This window comes from Frondihabitans peucedani (genome assembly GCF_039537585.1).
GTDB classification, from domain to species: Bacteria; Actinomycetota; Actinomycetes; order Actinomycetales; family Microbacteriaceae; genus Frondihabitans; species Frondihabitans peucedani.
Genome location: NZ_BAABAU010000001.1, coordinates 1449203 through 1468951, shown reverse-complemented (window position 1 = coordinate 1468951; position 19749 = coordinate 1449203). Strand labels below are relative to the sequence as shown.

General features: G+C 70.8%; 16 protein-coding genes. 6 read left to right on the top strand and 10 right to left on the bottom strand.

Annotated features, from left to right (window positions below; translation table 11 throughout):
• The first annotated feature begins 41 nt into the window (after positions 1-41).
• A complete protein-coding gene (locus ABD733_RS06730) occupies positions 42-2186 on the top strand; it encodes an alpha-galactosidase (protein WP_344794343.1) in 2145 nt (714 codons plus the stop codon).
• A gap of 430 nt (positions 2187-2616) precedes the next feature.
• On the opposite strand, the gene ABD733_RS06725 is transcribed toward ABD733_RS06730, so the two are convergent.
• From ABD733_RS06725 to ABD733_RS06715, 3 genes are all read right to left on the bottom strand, one after another.
• Entirely contained in the window at positions 2617-3156 is a 540-nt protein-coding gene (locus ABD733_RS06725) for a hypothetical protein (RefSeq protein ID WP_344794341.1), read from the bottom strand.
• Positions 3157-3249: 93 nt separating this feature from the next.
• A complete protein-coding gene (locus ABD733_RS06720; protein ID WP_344794339.1) occupies positions 3250-3954 on the bottom strand; it encodes a fumarylacetoacetate hydrolase family protein in 705 nt (234 codons plus the stop codon).
• A 10-nt stretch (positions 3955-3964) separates the two neighbouring features.
• Entirely contained in the window at positions 3965-4915 is a 951-nt protein-coding gene (locus ABD733_RS06715; protein WP_344794337.1) for a D-2-hydroxyacid dehydrogenase family protein, read from the bottom strand.
• 104 nt (positions 4916-5019) lie between these two features.
• On the opposite strand from ABD733_RS06715, the gene ABD733_RS06710 reads away from it, so the two are divergent.
• Together ABD733_RS06710 and ABD733_RS06705 are read left to right on the top strand one after the other, a co-directional pair.
• Positions 5020-6072: an aldo/keto reductase gene (locus ABD733_RS06710; RefSeq protein WP_344794335.1), complete on the top strand. Its 1053-nt coding sequence runs from the start codon at positions 5020-5022 to the stop codon at positions 6070-6072.
• Positions 6073-6294: 222 nt separating this feature from the next.
• Positions 6295-7728 carry an MFS transporter gene (locus ABD733_RS06705; protein ID WP_344794332.1) on the top strand — a complete coding sequence of 478 codons (1434 nt, stop codon included), beginning with the start codon at positions 6295-6297 and terminating at the stop codon, positions 7726-7728.
• A gap of 112 nt (positions 7729-7840) precedes the next feature.
• On the opposite strand, the gene ABD733_RS06700 is transcribed toward ABD733_RS06705, so the two are convergent.
• The 4 genes from ABD733_RS06700 to ABD733_RS06685 form a co-directional block, all read right to left on the bottom strand.
• Complete coding sequence (locus ABD733_RS06700; protein WP_344794330.1) at positions 7841-8398, bottom strand: TetR/AcrR family transcriptional regulator; 558 nt, start codon at positions 8396-8398, stop codon at positions 7841-7843.
• A gap of 69 nt (positions 8399-8467) precedes the next feature.
• Positions 8468-9220 (bottom strand): sulfite exporter TauE/SafE family protein, encoded by a 753-nt coding sequence (locus ABD733_RS06695; protein WP_344794328.1) that lies wholly within the window; start codon positions 9218-9220, stop codon positions 8468-8470.
• Positions 9217-10026 carry an SDR family NAD(P)-dependent oxidoreductase gene (locus ABD733_RS06690; protein ID WP_344794326.1) on the bottom strand — a complete coding sequence of 270 codons (810 nt, stop codon included), beginning with the start codon at positions 10024-10026 and terminating at the stop codon, positions 9217-9219. Before ABD733_RS06690 ends, ABD733_RS06695 begins: the two co-directional genes overlap by 4 nt.
• A gap of 9 nt (positions 10027-10035) precedes the next feature.
• Positions 10036-10503, bottom strand: a complete 468-nt coding sequence (locus ABD733_RS06685) for a DUF2809 domain-containing protein (RefSeq protein ID WP_344794324.1) — start codon at positions 10501-10503, stop codon at positions 10036-10038.
• A 474-nt stretch (positions 10504-10977) separates the two neighbouring features.
• Here ABD733_RS06685 and ABD733_RS06680 point away from each other — a divergent pair, with 474 nt between their 5' ends.
• The 3 genes from ABD733_RS06680 to ABD733_RS06670 all read left to right on the top strand — a co-directional run bounded on the left by ABD733_RS06680 (position 10978) and on the right by ABD733_RS06670 (position 16178).
• The gene (locus tag ABD733_RS06680) at positions 10978-12795 is read left to right on the top strand and encodes an oligosaccharide flippase family protein (RefSeq protein ID WP_344794322.1); all 1818 of its coding nucleotides are present in this window, start codon (positions 10978-10980) and stop codon (positions 12793-12795) included.
• A gap of 73 nt (positions 12796-12868) precedes the next feature.
• Positions 12869-15097 (top strand): hypothetical protein, encoded by a 2229-nt coding sequence (locus ABD733_RS06675; protein ID WP_344794320.1) that lies wholly within the window; start codon positions 12869-12871, stop codon positions 15095-15097.
• A gap of 85 nt (positions 15098-15182) precedes the next feature.
• Positions 15183-16178, top strand: a complete 996-nt coding sequence (locus tag ABD733_RS06670; RefSeq protein ID WP_344794318.1) for an LLM class flavin-dependent oxidoreductase — start codon at positions 15183-15185, stop codon at positions 16176-16178.
• A 114-nt stretch (positions 16179-16292) separates the two neighbouring features.
• Here ABD733_RS06670 and ABD733_RS06665 read toward each other — a convergent pair whose 3' ends face one another.
• From ABD733_RS06665 to ABD733_RS06655, 3 genes are read right to left on the bottom strand one after another with little or no spacing between them, the layout of a single operon-like run.
• The gene (locus tag ABD733_RS06665) at positions 16293-17636 is read right to left on the bottom strand and encodes an ABC transporter substrate-binding protein (RefSeq protein WP_344794316.1); all 1344 of its coding nucleotides are present in this window, start codon (positions 17634-17636) and stop codon (positions 16293-16295) included.
• 54 nt (positions 17637-17690) lie between these two features.
• Positions 17691-18602 carry a carbohydrate ABC transporter permease gene (locus tag ABD733_RS06660; protein WP_344794314.1) on the bottom strand — a complete coding sequence of 304 codons (912 nt, stop codon included), beginning with the start codon at positions 18600-18602 and terminating at the stop codon, positions 17691-17693.
• A 9-nt stretch (positions 18603-18611) separates the two neighbouring features.
• A complete protein-coding gene (locus tag ABD733_RS06655) occupies positions 18612-19574 on the bottom strand; it encodes a carbohydrate ABC transporter permease (protein WP_344794313.1) in 963 nt (320 codons plus the stop codon).
• Positions 19575-19749: the final 175 nt, after the last annotated feature.

Sequence of the window (19749 nt, the reverse complement as noted above, 5' to 3'; positions counted from 1 at the left end):
CTGCCGTGTCACCCGACCACCCCTTCCGAGGAGCAGCCCTGATGACCGTCGCCGCCAGCCGAATCGTCCACCTCCGAGCGGGCGGCACGAGCGTCGTCCTCTCGAGCAGCGACGACAGCCTGCCGAAGATCGTGCACTGGGGCGCCGACCTCGGCGAGGCCTCCACCGACGAGCTCGCCTCTCTCGCCACGGCGGCCCTGCCGCAGCGGGTCTCGGGAGCGATCGACCTCCCGACCCGCGCCACCGCCCTGCCGCTCGAGTCCGAGGGCTGGCAGCACGAGCCCGGCCTCTCCGGCTCGCGGCGCGGCGGCGTCGACTTCACCCCGGCCTTCTCCGTGACCGGCACGCAGATCTCCGACACCTCGCTCCGCGTCGAGGCGCAGGATGCGGCGGCCGGCCTCCGCATCGCGGTCGACGTCGCCCTGGGTGCGAGCGGCGTGCTGCGGCAGCGCCTCGCGCTCACGAACACGGGCGCCGACGACTACCAGGTGGCGTCTCTCCAGGCGACGTTCCCGCTGCCCGCGACCGCGCGCGAGATCCTGGACGCCACCGGCCGGCACCTGAAGGAGCGGAGCCCGCAGCGGCACGCCTTCACGGTGGGGGAGCACGTGCGTTCGACCCGCCGGGGGCGCCCCGGGGCCGACGCCACGCTGCTGCTGTGGGCGGGCACGCCCGGCTTCGGATTCCGGTCGGGCACCGTCCACGGGATCCACCCCGCCTGGAGCGGCGACCACCGCATCTCGGCGGTCCGCACCGCTTCGGCCGACGCGGTCCTGACCGCGGGCGAGCTCCTCGCTCCCGGCGAGGGGCTCCTCGAGCCCGGGCAGACCTACGAGACGCCGTGGATCGTCGGCACCTGGGGCGAGGGGCTCGACGAGGCCGCGGGGCGGATCCACGACGAGCTGAGGGCGCGCCCGCAGCATCCTGCGTCGCCCCGGCCGGTCACGCTCAACACCTGGGAGGCCGTCTACTTCGACCACGACCTCGACCGCCTCTCGGCGCTGGCCGACGTCGCCGCGTCGGTCGGCGTCGAGCGGTTCGTGCTCGACGACGGCTGGTTCCGGCACCGCCGCGACGACACGGCCGGCCTCGGCGACTGGTACGTCGACGAGGGCGTCTGGCCCGACGGACTCGCGCCGATCATCGACCGGGTGCGAGCCCTCGGCCTCGAGTTCGGGCTTTGGGTGGAGCCCGAGATGGTCAACCTCGACAGCGACCTCGCCCGGGCGCACCCGGACTGGATCCTGCATCCTGCGCCGCGGTTCCCCGTGTCGGGTCGGCAGCAGCACGTCCTCGACCTGGCGAACCCGGACTGCGCCGCGTACCTGCTCGAGCGCCTCGACTCCCTGCTCGCCGAGAACGACATCGCGTACCTCAAGTGGGACCACAACCGCGACCTCCTCGAGGCCGCCCACCCGCTCACCGGTCGTCCCGCCACGCACGAGTCGACGCTCGCCCTCTACGCCCTGCTCGACGAGCTCCGCCGCAGGCACCCCGGCGTGGAGATCGAGAGCTGCGCCTCGGGAGGAGCGCGGGTCGACCTCGGGATCCTCGACCGGACCGACCGCATCTGGGTGAGCGACTGCATCGACCCGCTCGAGCGGCTCGACAACCAGGCCTACACGAACCTCCTGGTGCCCTATGAGCTGATGGGGCAGCACATCGGGTCGCTCCGGTCGCACTCCACCGGGCGCACGGCGCCCGTCGCGTTCCAGGCCGCCGTCGCCCTGTTCGGTCACCTCGGCATCGAGGCCGACCTCACCGCTCTGTCGCAGGCCGACCTCGACGAGCTCGCCGCCTGGGTCGCCACGTACAAGCGCAAGCGCGGTCTCTTCCACACCGGCCGCAGTGTCCGCGCCGACGTGATCGACCCGTCGGTCGACATCCGCGGGATCGTCGCGCGCGATGCGTCGGAGGCCGTGTTCGTCCTGACCCAGCGCACGGCGAGCGTCACGCTGCCGGTGGGGCGGGTGATCCTGCCGGGTCTCGATCCCGACGTGCTCTACGAGCTCGCGCTGCTCTCGCCCGGCACAGCCGACGGCCCGGGCCAGTCGCCGCTCGCCTGGCTCGAGCGTCCGGTGCGCCTGACCGGCAGGATGCTCGCGACCGCAGGCATCGAGCTGCCGGTGCTGCTGCCGGCGAGTGCGGCTGTGGTCGAGCTGACGGCGGTGCCCCGCGAGCGCTGAGCTCCGTGCTGGCGCTCCTCCTTCTGCGTGTGCCTGGCCTCCTGGTGCATATGGACGGAGATCCTCGCCCCTGTGCGGTTTCTCCATGCATATGGACGGAGATCCTCGCCCGTGTGCGGTTTCTCGGTGCATATGGACGGAGATTCTTTGTCGTCCGTGACTTTCAGGTACATAAGGACGGAGATCCGCGGTTCGTCGTCGACTTCATGCGAATCGGAAGGGTATCGCCCGAGAATCTCCGTCCATATGTGCACAGCGGGGCACAATCTCCGTCCATATGTACGCGAGGGCAGGATCTCCGTCCATATGTACGCCGGGGCAGGATCTCCGTCCGTATGCACGCGACGGGCACCCCGGGACGCCACCGAGCCCGGGCCCGAGCCCACGCCCACGACACGCGACCCGCGGCAGCTCGCGGCGCGACCCCGCGCTACTTCTTCTTCGCGGCGAGCCCGGCGACAGGGCGCTGCTGCTCGCCCTGCTGAGCGCCCAGGATGAGGACGATCCCGACGAGCACGGGAGTCACCCACTGCAGGCGCTTCTGCAGCGCCTGCGCCTTCTTCAGCGTCTCGGACGACTCGCTGCTCGGCTCGGTGGCGCCGCTCGCGGGCTCGTCGGAGTGCTTCGCCTGAGCTGCACCGGCGAGGCCCGAGCCGATGGTGGTACCGACCGCGGCGAGCGTGATCACGCTCTTGATCACGGTGTTCGACCGGCCCTCCTTCTGGCCGGCGAGGCGCTGCCGGTTGCCGAGGATGAGCCCGATGCCGCCGATCCCGTGCGAGATGATCCCGGCCCACTGCAGCGGCGCCCACTTGGCCCAGCCGACGCTGGCGAGACGCAGGCGCTCCGAGGGGTCGCTCGCAGCGGCCGCAGCACCGTTCAGGCCGACGGCGCCCATGAGGTTGCCGCCGAACCAGGCGGCGGCTCCGAGGTCGTGGAGGGAGCGGACGAGCGTGTTGCGTCGTGACATGGGTGTTCCTTTCGTTGGGAACATCCAGCGGTACGCCGCCTGGGCTCTGGGCGTCGGGCCTTGACAGCGGCGGCGTCGGGTGATCGGAGGCGCCTACCGCGCGTCACCCACCACGAACGAGAACCCGCCCACCCCGTCGACCCCGCCGGTCACGACGGCTCCCGGCTCCAGCGGCCCGACGCCCGCGGGCGTGCCGGTGAAGATCAGGTCTCCCGGGGCGAGCCGCCACCACTCGGAGGCGGCGGCGACGACGTCGGCCACCGGCCAGATCAGGTCGCGGAGGTCGCCGTCCTGCCGGGTCTCGCCGTCGACCGCGAGCCAGACCCTCCCGTGATCCGGCGCTCCGCCTCCGAAGGCCGATCGGGCCGGCACGAGGGGCGACACGGGTGCCGAGGCGTCGAACCCCTTGGCGACGTCCCAGGGGCGCCGGGCGTCCTTCGCCTCCTGCTGCAGGTCCCGCCGGGTCAGGTCGACGCCGACGCCGTAGCCCCAGACGTGGTCGAGCGCCGACGCCGCCGAGATGGACGAGCCACCGACGCCGATCGCCACGACGAGCTCGATCTCGTGCTCCAGCCGGTGCGTGCCCGTCGGGTACGGCACGGTGCCGGCCGCAGCGACAGCGGCGTCGCCGGGCTTGGCGAAGAAGAAGGGCGGCTCGCGATCGGGATCGGCACCCATCTCACGAGCGTGATCGGCGTAGTTGCGGCCGACGCAGAGGATCCTGCGCACCGGAAAGCGGTCGTCGCTCGCCGCCACCGCGACGCTCGGCACGGCGGGGGAGGGGAGTACGAACGACACGACGAGCCTCTCAGAGGGTGCGGACGGGGGATCCGGCGACGAACGCGAGGACGTCCTCCACGCTCTGCCCGAAGAAGATCTCGTAGACCTCGCGGGTCACGTAGCCGATGTGGGGGAGCAGGATCACGTTCGACAGCTTCCGCAGCGGGTCGGCGGCGGGCAGCGGCTCCACGTCGAACACGTCGAGCGCGGCGCCGGCGAGCGTGTCGACCATGAGCGCCATGAGCAGCGCCTCGGCGTCGACGACCGGGCCGCGGGAGGTGTTGACGAAGAAGGCCCCGTCTTTCACGAGGGCGAGTTCCTCGGCGCCGATCAGGCCGCGGGTGCCGTCGTTCAGCGGCACGTGCACCGAGATGAAGTCGGAGGTCTCGAACAGCTCCTCTTTGCCGACCGAGGCGACGCCGTGCTCGGCCGCCCGCTCGGGTGTGAGGCTCGGGCTCCAGGCGACCACGTGCATCCTGAAGGCGTTCGCCAGCTCGGCGACCCAGGCGCCCTGCTTGCCGAGCCCGACGAGTCCGAGCGTCTTGCCCTCGAGCCGCACCCCGACGGTGTGCTGCCAGCCGCCCTCGTGCATCGAGCGGTCCTCGGCCACGATGTGGCGGGCGAGGCTCAGGATCATCGCCATCGTCAGCTCGGCGACCTCCCGCCCCGACCCCTCTGTCCCCGACACGACGACGCCCTGCGCCTTCGCGGCCTCGAGGTCGATCGCGGCATTGGCCATGCCCGTGGTGACGAGCAGCTTGAGATTCGGCAGTCGTTCCAGCACCGCGGCCGGGAAGGCTGTGCGCTCGCGCATGGCGACGACGATCTCGCTGCCGCGGAGCCGCTCGACCAGCGCGTCGACGTCGTCGATGTGCTCGGTCACCACGTCGATGTCGTGGGTCTTCTGCACCTCGCTCCAGTCGGCGGAGGAGAGGGCGACCGACTGGTAGTCGTCGAGGATCGTCAGCGTGGCGGCCATCCGCCCAGGCTACAGCCGTCGTCCGCGCAGGAGCCCCGGTCGGCCCGGCCCGGTCGACCCGCCACGCCCGGCCCTCCCGTGCCCCGAGTGGTTGGATTCGGACTATGGAATATCGTCAACTCGGCAAGACCGGCCTCAAGGTCTCCACTGTCAGCCTCGGAACGATGGGCTTCGCCGGAACCGGCTGGGCCAGCCCGATCGGCCACATCGACGTCGACGGCGCCCGCCGCCAGATCGACATCGCCCAGGCGGCCGGCGTGAACCTCATCGACACCGCCGACGTCTACTCGGAGGGCGCCTCGGAGGAGATCCTGGGCAAGGCCCTCGGCTCGAAGCGCGACGAGATGCTGATCGCGACGAAGGTGCGCGGCGGCATGGGGGAGGGCCCCAACGACGGCGGCCTCTCGCGCCACCACATCGTGCGTGCGGCCGAGGACAGCCTGCGCCGCCTCGGCACCGACTACATCGACCTCTACCAGCTCCACGGCTGGGACGGCTCGACCCCCCTCGAAGAGACTCTGGCCGCGCTCGACGACCTCGTCCGCTCGGGCAAGGTCCGCTACATCGGAGCCTCGAACTTCTCCGGCTGGCACCTCATGAAGGCGCTCTGGGCCTCCGACAAGCGCGGCCTCGAGCAGTTCGCCAGCCAGCAGATCTACTACTCGCTCCAGTCGCGCGACGCCGAGAAGGAGCTCGTCCCGGTCACGCTCGACCAGGGCCTCGGGATCCTGGTCTGGAGCCCGCTCGCGGGCGGCCTCCTCACCGGCAAGTACCGTCGCGGCCAGGACGTCCCCGAGGGCTCGCGCCGCTTCGAGGGCTGGACCGAGCCTCCCATCTACGACGAGGACCGCCTCTACGACACCGTCGAGGTGCTGGTCCAGATCGCGCAGGATCACGACGCCTCGGCCACGCAGGTCGGCCTCGCCTGGACCCTCGCGAAGCCCGGCGTCACCTCGGTGATCGTCGGTGCGCGCACGGAGGAGCAGCTCACCGACAGCCTCGGCGCGTCGGAGCTCGTCCTGACCGAGGCCGAGATCGCGCGACTCGACGAGGTCAGCGAGACGCCGCTGCCCTACCCGTACTGGCACCAGGCCAACACGGCCGACGGCCGCTCGAGCGCTGCCGACCTGAGCCTCCTCGGGCGCTACCTGAACTGAACGGCTGAGCTCTGCCGGCCTCTGTGGGCGGGTGCTCGCAGCCGTGGGCGGGTCTCCGGAGTCCCGCCCGCTGCTGCGAGTACCGGCCTTTTCTTCTTCCCCTTGCATGACGTGGGTTAGTGACTGTACAGTCACTCATAGCCCGACCAGAGCTCGACGACCAAAAAAATCCTTTCTCTTCCCGCAAGTGAGTGACTGAACACTCTTTAGAAGGAGCCTCCCATGACCACGACCGCACCGCTCTCCTCTCCCGTCTCGCCTGCGCCTCCCCGGAGCTCTCGCCGCTGGCTCGCCCTCGGCGTCCTCGCTCTCGCTCAGTTCCTCGTCGTCCTCGACGCCTCGATCGTGAACATCGCACTTCCGGTGCTCGGCGACCAGCTGCGGATGTCGACGGCGGCCCTCGCCTGGGTCATCACCGCCTACGTCCTCCCCTTCGGAGGTCTTCTCCTCCTCGGCGGTCGTCTGGCCGACCGCTACGGGCACCGCCGGGTGTTCCTCCTCGGTGTCGTGGGCTTCATCAGCGCGTCGGCGCTCGCCGGACTCTCCGCCAGCAGCGGGATGCTGCTGGGTGCTCGTGCGGTCCAGGGCGCTTCGGCGGCGCTCCTCGCCCCGGCGGCGCTCGCGCTGCTGACCCATCTCTTCCCGGAGAGCGGCGACAGGACGAAGGCGCTGGGGGTGTGGGGCGGGGTCGCCGGGATCGGCTCCGCGGCCGGAGTGCTCCTCGGCGGCGTCCTGACCGCGACCCTCGGATGGCAGTCGGTGTTCTTCGTCAACGTGCCGATCGGTCTCCTCGTCCTGGCGACGATCCCGTTCCTCATCAGCCGCGACGAGACGCGCACGAGCGGCCGACTCGACATGCCGGGCGCCGCGACGATCACCGGCGCACTCGTCTCGGCCGTGGGTGCCCTCAGCGCGGTCCAGCAGGCCGGCGCGTCCGCTCCTCTCACCCTCGTGCTCACCGCTGCTGCCGTCGCGTTCGCCGTGTCCTTCGTCGTCATCGAGCGACGGACCGCCGAGCCGCTCGTTCCGCTGACCGTGTTCGCGAACCGCAACCTCAGCATCGGCAACATCGTGGTGCTGCTCCTCGGCGCGGCGATGGTCGCCCTCTTCTTCGCGCTGTCGGTGTTCATGCAGGCCGTCCTCGGCTACGACGCTCTGACGACGGGGCTGACCCAGCTGCCGCTCGCGGGAGCCCTGGTCGTGGTGGCGGGTCTCGCTCCGGCTCTCATCGGACGTCTCGGGGCGAAGGCGACGCTGATCGGATCCCTCGTCCTGCTCGCCGCAGGGCTCGTCTGGCTCGCGGCCGCACCGTCCGACGCGACCTTCGTCGCGCAGCTGCTCGGCCCCAGCCTGCTCATCGGCATCGGCATGGGCGGCGCTTTCGTCACGACGACCCAGCTGTCGGTCGACGGCGTCGAGGGCGGGGAGTCGGGGCTCGCCGGAGGCCTGGTGAACACCAGTCAGCAGATCGGCGGTGCGCTCGGCCTGGCCGTCCTCTCGAGCATCGCAGCCGCCCGCACCGAGGCCCTGGTGCACGCGGGAGCAGCGACTCCCGTGGCCCTCACCGGCGGCTTCTCGTGGCTCTTCCTGGGCGCCGCGGGCATCGCGCTCGTGGCCGCGGTCGTGGCCGGCTTCGCAGCGGGGGAGCGCCACTGACCCGGACAACGCAGGATCGCCCGGACGCACACCGCGTCCGGGCGATCCTGCGCTTCCGTGCGTCGGCGATCGGTTCTTCGGGCCGGGCGGCGCGGCGGTCCGGCTCCGCCGATCAGTCCGGGTGGCGGATGCCGCGACTCAGGATCGCGGCCCAGTCTCCCGCCTGGTCGTCGATACCCGCCGTGACGAGCAGGTGGCAGAGCTGGCCGTAGGCCATGAAGCGCTGCACGGCTTCGTCGTCGCCGCCGGAGCGTCGTTTGGCGAACGAGGTCACGGCACCGATCCCCGTCCTGAGGGCCTGGCCGATCTCGGGGATCTCGGCGACGGACTGGGCGTGCACCTGCAGGAGGAGGAGCGTCCGGTCGCGCACGAGATCGGCGTAGGCGCCGCCCATCGCGTCGAGGACGCCCGTCGGCGACTGGTCGGCTGCGCCGTCGGCTCCGCGCGCCAGCGCCGCACCGATCTGCTCGAAGCACAGCTCGAGGGCCGTGACGAAGAGGGCGTCCTTGCCGGAGAAGAGCTTGAAGACGTACGCGGGCGAGATCCCGGCCTCGGCCGCGACATCCGCGATCGTCGTGCCGTGGTACCCGCCCCGCGCGAAGGCCGTCAGGGCGGCGTCGGCGACCACGGGGCGGCGCCGTTCGGCGGTGGAGAGGGTGATCGTCGACATGCGAGTGATCGTACACTCACACGGGCGGTCGACCTGAGCAGTTCCGTCGGCCTCCAGCCGCGGCCTTCCTCACGCGGCGACGAAGAGGTACACCGCGAGCGCGAAGCCGCAGAGGGCGATCGCGACGCGCAGGATCGCGGTCGGCACCCTCCGCGCGACGCTCGGCCCGATCAGCCCGCCCACCACGGCCCCGGCTCCGAGCGGCAGCGCCGCCGACCAGACGACGGTCCCGAAGACGGCGAAGAGCACCGCGGGGAGGAGGTCGGCGGCCAGGAGCAGAACGTTCTTCAGCGCGTTCGCCCGGTGGAGCACGGGCTCGCCGTTCAGGAGCAGGACCGCGATCAGGAGGACGCCCGATCCTGCGCCGAAGTAGCCGTTGTACAGCGACACGCCCGCCATGCCGGCCGTGGCCCCGGCCGTGCGCCGCGCCGGGATGCCGCTCGCGGCGGGAGCCCGTCGCCGGTCGATCAGGGGCTGGGCGAGCAGCAGGACCGCTCCCGCCGCGACGAGGAACGGCACGATGCGGTCGAACAGGTCGCTCGGCGTGACGAGGAGGAGTCCGGCTCCGACGGCCGAGACGGTCACGGTCACAGGGAGCCAGCGGCGGAGGGTCGCGGCGTGATCCTCCAGATCGGGTCGGGCCCGGAGTGCGGCGCTCGCCCCGCTGCCGAGCAGCGCGACCGAGTTGGTCACGTTCGCGGCGAGTGGCGGGATCCCGACGGCCAGGAGCGCCGGGTAGGCGACGAGGGAGGTGATGCCGCCGGCGGTGCCGATGACGCCGGCCAGGGCGCCCGCGAGGAGCAGGAGGAGGGGCGTCGTCACGTCGGGGGTGCGTCGTGCAGGCTGATCCTGCGCTCCTCGCCGATGCTGTTGCCGCCGTCGACCACGATCACCTGACCCGTGACGTAGGAGGCGCCGGGCGACGCCAGCCAGGCGATCGCCGAGGCGACCTCGTCGGCGGTGCCGCTCCTGCCGAGGGGGACGATGCGGCCCTCGACCTCCTCGCTCGCAAGCTGCGACGGGGTGGCGATCCAGCCGGGGGCGACGGCGTTCGAGGTGATCCCGCGGCGGGCCTCGTCGACCGCGACCGCCCGGGTGAAGCCGACCATGCCCGCCTTGGCCGCGGCGTAGCCGACGTCCGCGAGGGAGGCCATCACGGGCCCGGTGACGCTCGAGACGTTGACGATGCGGCCCCATCCTGCGGCCCTCATCGCCGGCAGAGCGGCGCGGGTCGTCAGGAAGGCCGTCGTGAGGTTGACCGCGAGCGACCTGTTCCACGAGTCGAGCGGGACGAGGGCGTCGCCCGACTCCATGTCGGCGTCGCCGACCGTGATCATGCCGGCGTTGTTGACGACGATCGAGGGGAGGCGGTCGTCGGCGCCGAGAGCCTCGAACAGGAGGTCGACCGCCCGCTCGTCGTCCAGCCGGGCGATGTGTCCGGTGGCGTCGACGCCCTCCGCGCGGAGCTCGTCGACCCGCTCGTGGATCCGCTCGGTCGTCGAGGTGATGACGACGCGGCAACCGGTCGCGCCGAGCGCTCGGGCGGCGGCGAAGCCGATGCCTCCGGGGCTGCCGGCGCCGGTCACGAGGGCGGTCGCGGGGGAGGGCGTCGGGGTCGGGGTCGGCATCGCCTCACCCTAGCCGTGGCGGGCGGGACGGCGGGTGCCGTGACGGCGGTGGCGACGGCTGTGGAGGCGGGCCCGGGCGACGACGACGTCCGCGCCCAGGGCAAGGGCGGCGCCGACGGCGTATCCGACGAGGTCGGTCGCGGCGAAGGTGCTGCCCAGCACCCAGTGCGCCGCCGGGACGACCGCGTCGACCGCCGCAGGCAGAGGCGTGAGCTGCAGGATCTCGACGGCCGCCGAGATCCCGAACGCTGCGGCCGCCAGGACGGCACCGCGCGCTCGCGGCGCGACGAACGCCCCCAGGACGAAGAGGAGCCCCGTGTAGAGGGCCGATCCTGCGATGTCTCCGGCGAGGCCCGGCACGCCCAGCTTCACGGCGACTCCGGCAGCGACCACGGCTGCCGCGGTCCCTGCCAGCGCCGCGCGGTCGCGGCTGCGGCTGCGTTCAGGGGCCGTCGCTCTGTCGATCGCGGTGCTCATGCTCCCAGCCTCCCGGACGACCCTCTGCCCCGGCGTCCGTCGGGCGGCCCCCGTGCGGTCGACTGCAGGATGACGTCGTCGTGACACGCATCCCGGCTCGACCCACGCGACGCGACGCGTGACTCGAGCAGGAGTGCGTGTCGCGAGCGAACCGGTCCGCTCGACGACGCACACTCGGGGTACAGAAGTAGACACACCGTTCTGTCACCCCAACACGTGATTGTGATCTCCCAGTCGCATCCCATACCGTGGGAGACACCCCCTGAAGCGGCCCATGCCCCGGTCCGCCCTGCCGGCACGCCCCTGCGCCGGTCGAGATCCTCCGACTCGGACCCGAACCCGACAGGACCATCCGCCCATGCGGTCTTCGAAGCGACGCCCTGCGCTCTCCGACCCCGCGTCCCGCGACTCCGCATCCGCCGCCCGCCCCCTCACGGGAGTCTTCCCCGCCCCGCGCCCCCTCGGGGAGAATGCGTGAGTCAGGCCATCGCCGACCAGGGAGCCCCCACCGAGGAGAACGTGACAGCCGTCCCCGACACGCACGAGACGCCCGAGGCGGGCACCTCGACCCTCTTCGGTCGAGGTCTCCTCTATGTCGTCGTCTGGTCGCTGCAGCTGCTGGTCTCGACACTCATCTCGCCGTTCCTGACACACCTGCTCGGCCCGTCCGAGTTCGGCGCCCTCTCGAGCGCGCTGGCGGTCTACCAGGTCCTGAGCGTCGCGGCTCTCCTCGGCATCGACGAGGCCGTCGTCCTCCAGCGATCAGAGGACCGCGACTCCCGCTCTGCCCGCGGGCTCGTCACCATCGCCATCTGCATCTCGTTCGTCGTGTCGGGGCTCGCGATGGCGACGATCCCGCTGTGGTCGGGTCCGCTCGGGTTCTCGGGCTACCCGCTGCTCGTGGTGGCCGTGATCCTGTGGACCGCCCCCTCCGCCGCCGTCACGGTGATGCTCGCGCTCCTGGTGGCCGAGGACCGGCTCAAGCCGTTCACGGTGGTCGGTCTCATCTCGGCGATCGGCGGGTCGATGGTCGGGCTCGTGCTGCTGCTCACCGTCCAGCGCTCGGCCTCGGTCTACGCGTGGGGCGGCGTCTTCTCGCAGTTCCTCGCCATGGGGCTCGGCCTCCTCATCGTCCGGCCGAACCTCCAGGCGTTCAAGAACCTCGACATCGCGCGCCGGGCCGTCCGCCTCGGGATCCCGCTGGCCCTCGGCAGCCTGGCCTACTTCGTCCTCAACGCCGGCGACCGCATCATCATCCAGCGGGAGCTCGGCGCCGCCGAGGTCGGCCGCTACCAGGTCGCCTACGTGATCGGCTCGGCCGTGATCCTGCTGCTCACGTTCACCAACGGCGCCTGGACGCCCCACTTCGCCTCCCTCCGCGACGACCGCGCCCGGTACGCGCTGGCCCTGAAGTCGCGGGACGAGCTCTTCCGCCTGCTGGTGCCCATCGTCCTCGCCGTCACGCTGATCGCGCCGCTGGCTCTCCGGATCCTGGCCCCCGCCTCGTTCCGGCCCGAGGGACTCGCGGTCGTCGTACTGCTCGTCGCGCTGGCGGCGTTCCCGGTCGCCGCCTCCGGAGCGGCCGGACGCCTGCTCGTCATCGCCCGACGAGGCAAGACCGTCGGCGCCATCGCCGGGGTCGCCGCGCTCGTCAACGTGGTCGTCAACCTGATCCTCGTCGAGCCCCTCGGGATCGCGGGGGCCGCCATCGCGACACTCCTGTCGTACATGCTGCTGTCGTTCCTGCAGCTCCGCTTCCTGCCCGACCGCTCGCGCTGGCACGGCGCCCCGCGGCGTCTCGTGCTGATGATCGCCGTGACCGTCGCGCTCGCCGCGGGCTCGATCCTGCTGCCCCAGTCGCTGCCGTGGAACATCGGCCGCGCCGTCGTCGCCTTCGCCTGCCTGCCCTGGTTCCTCCTGCGGCTGCGAGACGCCCGGCGAGGCGCCGTCGAGGAGCTGCCCGAGGAGCAGGACGCTGAGCAGCGGGCCGCCCAGGATCGTGTGCAGCAGGCCGCGCAGGATCCCGCACCCCGCTCCGATCCTGCCCCCGTCCGCGCGTCCGCCCCGTCGCACCGCCGCGACCCGGAGCCCGGTGAGCAGGACGACCTCGCCGCCTTCGCGAGCCTCTTCGGCACCGTGCCGCTCGACTTCGACGACACGGACGCCCCGGACCCGCGGCCCGAGCCGCCCGAGCGCGACCGCGCCCACCCCCACCAGCACGTAGGCCACCCCGCAGCGGACCACCCCGCCGCGGACCACCCCACCGCAGACCACGAGAGAGCAGCGCGATGACCAGCAGTGCCCCCGCCGAGTCGGGATCCGGCGCGCGCCGCGCCCCCGCGAGCACGACCGGAGCCACCGCCCGATGACCTCCGCCAGCGCCACCCTCGACAGTCCCGGCTCGCCCGCCGACACCTCCGCTCCTGACCGCCGCTCGCCGCTCCGCACCGCCGAGCTCGCCCTCGCCGCGTTCGGCGTGGTCGCGGCCGTCCTCGTCGCCGTCGACGCCCCCGGCGTCGTCCGTGCCGTCGTCGACTTCGTGGCGATGCTCCTCGTGCCCGGCTGGGCCGTCCTCCGGAGGTTCCCGGCGATCGAGCCGGCGGCGCGACTGGTCTTCACCGCGGTCGGGAGCATCGTCGTCTTCACGCTGCTCTCGCTCGTCATGGCCTGGACGGGGCTCTGGCATCCGAGAGCGGTCGCCGTCGTCGTCCTGCTCGCCGGCGCGGCGCTGATCCTGCGGAGGCCGCTCGCCCCTCTGGCGACCGTCCACTCGCACAGCCGCGTCGTCAGCGCGGCACCCCGGCGTCGGCGCGACCGGGAGCGGGGCACCGCCGTGTGGCCCTTCGTCGCGCTCGCCGTCGCCGCTGTCCTCTTCGGCGTCGGCGTGGCCCTCACGAACTCCGGCGATCTGGGCCAGTTCGGCCTCCTGCCCGCCCTGCCCGTGTTCTGGTATCTCGCGGTCGCGATCTGCTTCGTCGTGGCGATGCTCGGCCTCTTCACGACGAGGCGCTCGCACGGCCTCCTCGCCGCGTCCATCGGGCTGCTGACCGTGATCCTGTACGCGACGCCGAACCTCGTCGAGAGCGCGCCCCGCCTGCCCTGGGTCTACAAGCACATCGCGGTCACGAACTACCTCTTCTCGTCAGGGCACGTCGACACGTCGATCGACCTCTACAACCGCTGGCCCGGCCTGTTCTCGTTCAGCGCCTCGCTCGGCGCCGCCATCGGCCTGCACGATGCCGTCTCGTACGCGTCGCTCGCCGAGGTCTTCTTCGCGCTCGTCGACGGCGTCCTGGTGCTCGCCATCGCCCGCACGATCTCGCGGCACCGCCGCTGGGCCTGGACCGCCGTCCTCGTCTTCACGTTCGGCAACTGGGTCGGGCAGAACTACTACTCGCCGCAGGCCTTCGCCTTCATGCTCTACCTGACCGCGGCGCTGGTCGCGATGATGGCGCTCGGCGGAGAGCCGCGACGGATCATGTCCAGGATCGAGGGCCAGCTCGCCCGACCCGCCCGCCGCCTCGGCCGCGCGATCAACACCGAGACCCTCGGCATCTCGCAGTCGTCGAGGGCGCGCGTCGTCGCGATCGTCGCGCTGCTCGCGCTGCAGGGCGTCATCGCCGCGAGCCACCAGCTGACCCCGTACATGGCGATCCTGACGCTGTTCCCGCTGTTCGTCCTCGGCTACCTGCGGCCGTTCTGGGTCGGACTCGCGGTGGTGGCGCTCCCGCTGGCGTACCTGGTGCCGAACTTCGGCTACATCGAGAAGCACTTCGGCCTGTTCTCGTCGTTCAACCCGGTGGCCAACGCCACGACCGCGTCGGTCTCGGCCGTCGGGGTGTCGCAGGCCGCCTCTCTCCAGAGTCACGGCGTCATGCTGCTCACCGGCCTCGCCGTCCTGCTCGCGCTCGCGGGCTTCGTGCGGCACCTCCTCAACGGGCACGTCCGCATGACGCTCGTCGTCGCGTGGTTCGCCGCTGCGCCGATCCTGACGGTGTTCGGTCAGTCGTACGGCGGGGAGGGGAAGTTCCGCGTCTTCCTGTTCGGCCTGCCCTTCTACGCGATGGGGGTCGCCTGGCTGTTCTGGAGCGGGAAGGGGCTGCCGCGCCTGCAGAAGACGGGGCTGATCGCGACCCTCTCGGTGCTGCTCGTCCTCTTCGTCGGCACCTACTACCAGCCGGAGGCGAGCCTCCGCATCTCGAAGAGCGACGTCACCGCAGCCACCTGGCTGGACGAGCACTTCGAGAAGAACGACACGGCCGCCACTCTCAGCGACTCGTTCCCCCTACTGATCGGGCCGAACTACCCGAAGTACACGCTCCGGTACACGCAGGTCTACTCGCTCGACGGTCTCCTCACGCTCCGACCGGACGTGACGAACGCCGACATCGAGGACTTCATCCTGCACGGCTACTCGACGATCCCGGGCGGTCGCACCTGGGTCGCGTTCTCGGAGAACCAGGAGCACACCGCGATCCTGAGCGGCGCCTTCACGAAGGCCGACGTCCGCCAGCTCGAGGCGACGGTCGCCGCGGAGTCGAAGCTCGCCTACGACCACGACGGCACGCGGATCTACCGCATCGACAACCGCTGACGCGGGCGGGCCGGGGGTGCAGGATCAGCCCCCGGTCATCCGCCGAAGCGGGAACACTCCCGCGCCCTCCCGTGTTGCACCCCGCATGACTGCTCTCTCGATCCTCGACCTCGCACCCATCGCTCCCGGCGAAACCGTCGCGCAGAGCTTCGAGAACAGCGTCGCGCTGGCTCAGGCGGCCGAGGCGAACGGCTACGAACGCGTCTGGTACGCCGAGCACCACAACATGGCGACCATCGCGTCGAGCGCCACCAGCGTCCTGATCGGCCACGTCGCCGGCAAGACCTCCACCATCCGGCTCGGCTCCGGCGGCATCATGCTGCCGAACCACGCGCCGCTCACCATCGCCGAGCAGTTCGGCACCCTCGCGACCCTCTACCCTGGCCGCATCGATCTCGGCCTCGGGCGGGCGCCCGGCAGCGACCAGGTCACGATGCACGCGATGCGTCGCGACCCGATGTCGGCCGAGTCGTTCCCTCAAGACGTCCTCGAGCTCCAGGCCTACCTCGGCGACGAGTCGCGGGTCGCAGGAGTCCAGGCCACGCCCGGTCGCGGAACGAACGTCCCGCTCTACATCCTGGGCTCGTCGATGTTCGGCGCCCAGCTGGCCGCCGCGTACGGCCTGCCCTACGCGTTCGCCTCGCACTTCGCCCCCGATGCCCTGCACCAGGCCGTCGAGTTCTACCGCCGCGAGTTCACGCCCTCCGCGCAGCTCGCCGAGCCGTACGTGATCGTCGGCGTCAACGCGGTCGCGGCCGAATCGCACGACGACGCGCAGGCGCAGTTCGACGCGATGCGCCGGACGCGGGTGCGCGGCATGATCTCGCGCACCCCCGGGTCGCCCGAGTACACGGACCAGCAGATCGACATCTTCCTGACGACCCCGAACGGTCGTCAGATCGCCAACATGATGAAGTACGCCGCGGTCGGCGACCCCGACGAGGTCGCCGCCTACCTCGCGCGCTTCGCCGAGGAGGCCCACGCCGACGAGCTGATCATCGCGCACCAGAGCCCCTTCATCGCCGAGCGGCTGCGTTCGGTCGAGCTGACCGCCGACGCGTTCCGCGGTGCGCGCGTCTAGCTCCGCTCGCCTACGGCGCGGCAGGACGGCACCGGCACCAGTCCGCGGACTGGTGCCGGTGCCGTCACACGCCGCCGCGGCCCCCGAGGCGGCAGCAGCAGCAGCAGACCACGCCTACTGCTTGTCGAGCGCGGCCTGCGCCCCCTTCTCGGCGGCAGCGAGCGCGTCGGACGGGCTCTCCTTCAGCAGCATCGCCTTCTGCAGCTCCTGCGACAGGGCGTCGCTCACCTCGGCGTACTGAGTGATCGACGGGCGGGCCTTGGCGTAGTCGAGCTCCTTGGCGAAGGTCGCGATCCGCGGGTTCTTGTCGAGGTAGGCGGTCCAGGTCGCGTTGTCGGCGGTCGCCTTGTTCGACGGCAGGAACCCGTTCTCGCTGTCCCAGACGGCCTGCGTCGACGGCTTGAGCCAGTACTGCAGGAACGCCCACGACCCGGCCTCCTGCGCCTTCGTCCCCTTGATCAGGTACGAGTTGTTCGTCCCGAGGTTCATGGCGGGCTCCTTGAGGGCGGGCAGCGGGAAGACTCCGACGTTGCCGTCGCCGAGCCCCTCGTCGAGCACCGACAGGTTGTAGGCGCCGTTGATCTGCATGGCGACCTTCTTCGCCGTCATGCCGGGCGTGCCGTTGTTGTCGCTGGCGGTCTGGAGGCTCTGCGGGTAGGCGGAGCCGTCCTTGATCATGTCGGTCCAGGCCGTGAGTGCCGCGACACCCTCGGGGCTGTTGAACTCGACCTTCGTGTTGTCCTCGTTCAGGAACTCGCCGCCGGCGCTCCACAGCATCGCCTGCCAGGTGAAGACGGGCCACTCGCCGGTGCCGATGGGGAGGTAGGCGCCGTACTGCGTGGTGCCCTTGGTGAGCTTCTTGGCGTCGGCCGCGAACTCGGTCCAGGTGGTGGGGGTGTCGGTGATCCCCGCCTCCTTGAACATCTGCTTGTTGTAGACGACGGCGTAGTCGCCGACGTCGGTGGGCAGCGTGTACTGCTTGCCGTTGAAGCTGCCGGTCGAGAGCATGCCCTCGGTGAAGGTGTCCTTCGTGATGCTCGACGACGAGTCGGACAGCAGTGAGTCGAGCGGCAGCACCTTGCCCGTCTGGACCACCTGGCCGATGTTCTGCGGCGTCGAGTCGCCGAGCACCATGTTCGGGCCGGTGCCGTTCTTCAGCGCGTTGATCAGCTTGGCGTCGAACTGGTCGCTGTTGGCCGCGTACTGGGGCGTGACCGTGTACTTGTCCTGCGACGAGTTGAACTTGTCGATCAGCTTCTTCGCGCTGGTGACGTTCGGGCCGGTGTAGTTGTACCAGACGGTGATGTCGGTCTTCCCGCCTCCGCCGCCGCCGGTATTGCCGGTGACGGAGCCGCCGGAGCAGCCGGTGAGGGCGAGCGCGGCGGTGGCCGTGATGGCGAGTGCCGTGATGGCGCGCCTCCTGCCGGGGCGGATGAACGACGACTTCGGGAGCTGCATGGTGGTCCTCTCGACCGGTGGGGGAGTGATGCGGGATGGGAGGGTGCTGTGGGGCTAGCGCAGACCGCCGGACATGGCGGAGATGATCTGCTTCTGGAAGACGATGTAGACGAGGAAGACCGGCAGGATCGCGAGCGTCGAACCGGCCATGAGCAGGTTGAAGCTGTCGGCGGCGTTGGTCGACTGCAGCTGCGTGAGGCCCACCGAGACCGTGAAGAACTCGGTCTTCGTGACGGCCAGGAACTGGAAGAAGAAGTTGTTCCAGTTGTAGACGAACGACAGGACGGCGAAGGCGCCGATCATGGGGGTGGCCATGGGTGTCACGACCGACCACATCCTGCGCCAGACGCCGGCGCCGTCGACGCGCGAGGCGTCCTCGATCTCGGTGGGGAACGACTCGAAGAACTGCTTGAACAGGAACACGCCCAGGATCGACGGCACGTTCGGCACGATGAGGCCCTGGTAGGAGTTCAGCCAGCCGAGCTGCGACAGCAGGCTGATCAGCGGTGTGAAGACGACCTCGAACGGCACGAGGAGCGCCGCGAGCAGGACGACGAAGATGATCGTCGAGCCGCGGAACCTCAGCCTCGAGAACGCGAAGCCGGCCGCGAGGCTCGTGACGATCTGCCCGGCCGTGGTGGCCACCGCGACGATCGTCGAGTTCAGGTAGTAGGTGCCGAACGGCGCCACCGTGAAGATCTGGCTGTAGTTGTCGAAGTGCCAGACCTTCGGGAGGAACGTCGGCGGGAACGACAGCGCCTCGGCCGACGACTTGAAGCTCGTCAGCACCATCCACACGAAGGGTCCGAAGAACACGATCACCGCGACGATCAGGATGACGTGGCGGAGCGCCGCGGGCGACAGCCTCCGGAGGCGCGTGCCGAGCGGCCGCTTGCGGCGGGCGACGGCGTGCGGGGCTGCTGGTGCTGTGGCCCGGGTGGTCCCGGGGACGGAGAGTTCGGTCACGGTGAGCCCCTAGGTCAGTTCGATGGTGTCGCGGCGGCCGAGGATGCGGAGCTGGACGACCGACACGATGATGCCGAGCGCCAGCAGCAGGACGGCGGCCGCGCTGGCCGTGCCGCCGTGGAAGTAGACGAAGCCCTGCTGGTAGATGAAGTAGAGGATCGTCTCGGTCGACCGGAGCGGTCCGCCGCCGGTGAGGATGTAGACCTGCGTGAACACCTGCAGGGCGCCGATGATCCCGGTGATCGCGAGGAATCCGAGGGTGGGCACGACGAGCGGCAGCGAGATGGAGAAGAACCGCCGGATCGGCCCGGCGCCGTCGAGGGTCGCGGCCTCGTGGTAGCTCTGCGGGATGTTCGACAGGGCCGCCGAGAAGATGATCATCTGGTAGCCGACGCCCTGCCAGATCGAGAAGACGATGACGCTGATCAGCGCCCACGGCGTGGAGTTGAGAAACCCGATGGGGGCGAAGCCGAGCGCGCCGAGCGTGCCGTTCACGATGCCGCCGAGCGGCGACAGGATGAAGCTGAAGATGAGCGAGCTGCCGACGATGGGCGCGATGTACGGCACGAAGAGCAGCGCCCGGTAGAGGCCGCGGCCGCGGAACGGCTGGGCCAGCAGGGCTGCGAAGAAGAGGCCGATGGCCATCGTCACCGGCACCACGACCACGACGTAGATGCCGGTGTTGCCCGCCGTCTTCAAGAACTCGGCGTTCTGGAACAGCCCCGCGAAGTTCGCGCCCCCGACGAAGGCGCCGGTCTGGCCGGTGGCCGGGTTCCAGTTCGTGAAGCTGTACCCGACGGTCTGGACCAGCGGGTAGAGATAGAAGAGGGCGAGCAGGATCGTCGTCGGTGCGATCAGCGCGTAGCCGGACCGCCCCTCGATCTGCTCGGTCGTGCGTCGTCTGCCCGCGGGGCGGGGCGGCGCGGCCGCACGGGCCGGCCGGGCCTGGGTGCTGTCGATGGCGCTCGGCAATCGGGGCTCCTTGAGGTGAGGGGACCCGGCTGCATCGCGAATTGCTCGTGACGTCGTTGTCCGGATCTATTCGTTGAAAGCTAGTTTTGATTTGTTTCTAGATCATTGCCGTTCGATCACCAAATGTAAACATTCGTTTTTCGCTTCACTTCGTTCGATTTCTGAGGTTAGGGTT

Coding starts and splice junctions, on each gene's coding strand:
- ABD733_RS06665 (WP_344794316.1), bottom strand. CDS start 17,636: ATGCAGCTCCCGAAGTCGTCGTTCATCCGCCCCGGCAGGAGGCGCGCC.
- ABD733_RS06675 (WP_344794320.1), top strand. CDS start 12,869: ATGACCTCCGCCAGCGCCACCCTCGACAGTCCCGGCTCGCCCGCCGAC.
- ABD733_RS06725 (WP_344794341.1), bottom strand. CDS start 3,156: ATGTCACGACGCAACACGCTCGTCCGCTCCCTCCACGACCTCGGAGCC.
- ABD733_RS06670 (WP_344794318.1), top strand. CDS start 15,183: ATGACTGCTCTCTCGATCCTCGACCTCGCACCCATCGCTCCCGGCGAA.
- ABD733_RS06715 (WP_344794337.1), bottom strand. CDS start 4,915: ATGGCCGCCACGCTGACGATCCTCGACGACTACCAGTCGGTCGCCCTC.
- ABD733_RS06685 (WP_344794324.1), bottom strand. CDS start 10,503: ATGAGCACCGCGATCGACAGAGCGACGGCCCCTGAACGCAGCCGCAGC.
- ABD733_RS06705 (WP_344794332.1), top strand. CDS start 6,295: ATGACCACGACCGCACCGCTCTCCTCTCCCGTCTCGCCTGCGCCTCCC.
- ABD733_RS06700 (WP_344794330.1), bottom strand. CDS start 8,398: ATGTCGACGATCACCCTCTCCACCGCCGAACGGCGCCGCCCCGTGGTC.
- ABD733_RS06710 (WP_344794335.1), top strand. CDS start 5,020: ATGGAATATCGTCAACTCGGCAAGACCGGCCTCAAGGTCTCCACTGTC.
- ABD733_RS06690 (WP_344794326.1), bottom strand. CDS start 10,026: ATGCCGACCCCGACCCCGACGCCCTCCCCCGCGACCGCCCTCGTGACC.
- ABD733_RS06730 (WP_344794343.1), top strand. CDS start 42: ATGACCGTCGCCGCCAGCCGAATCGTCCACCTCCGAGCGGGCGGCACG.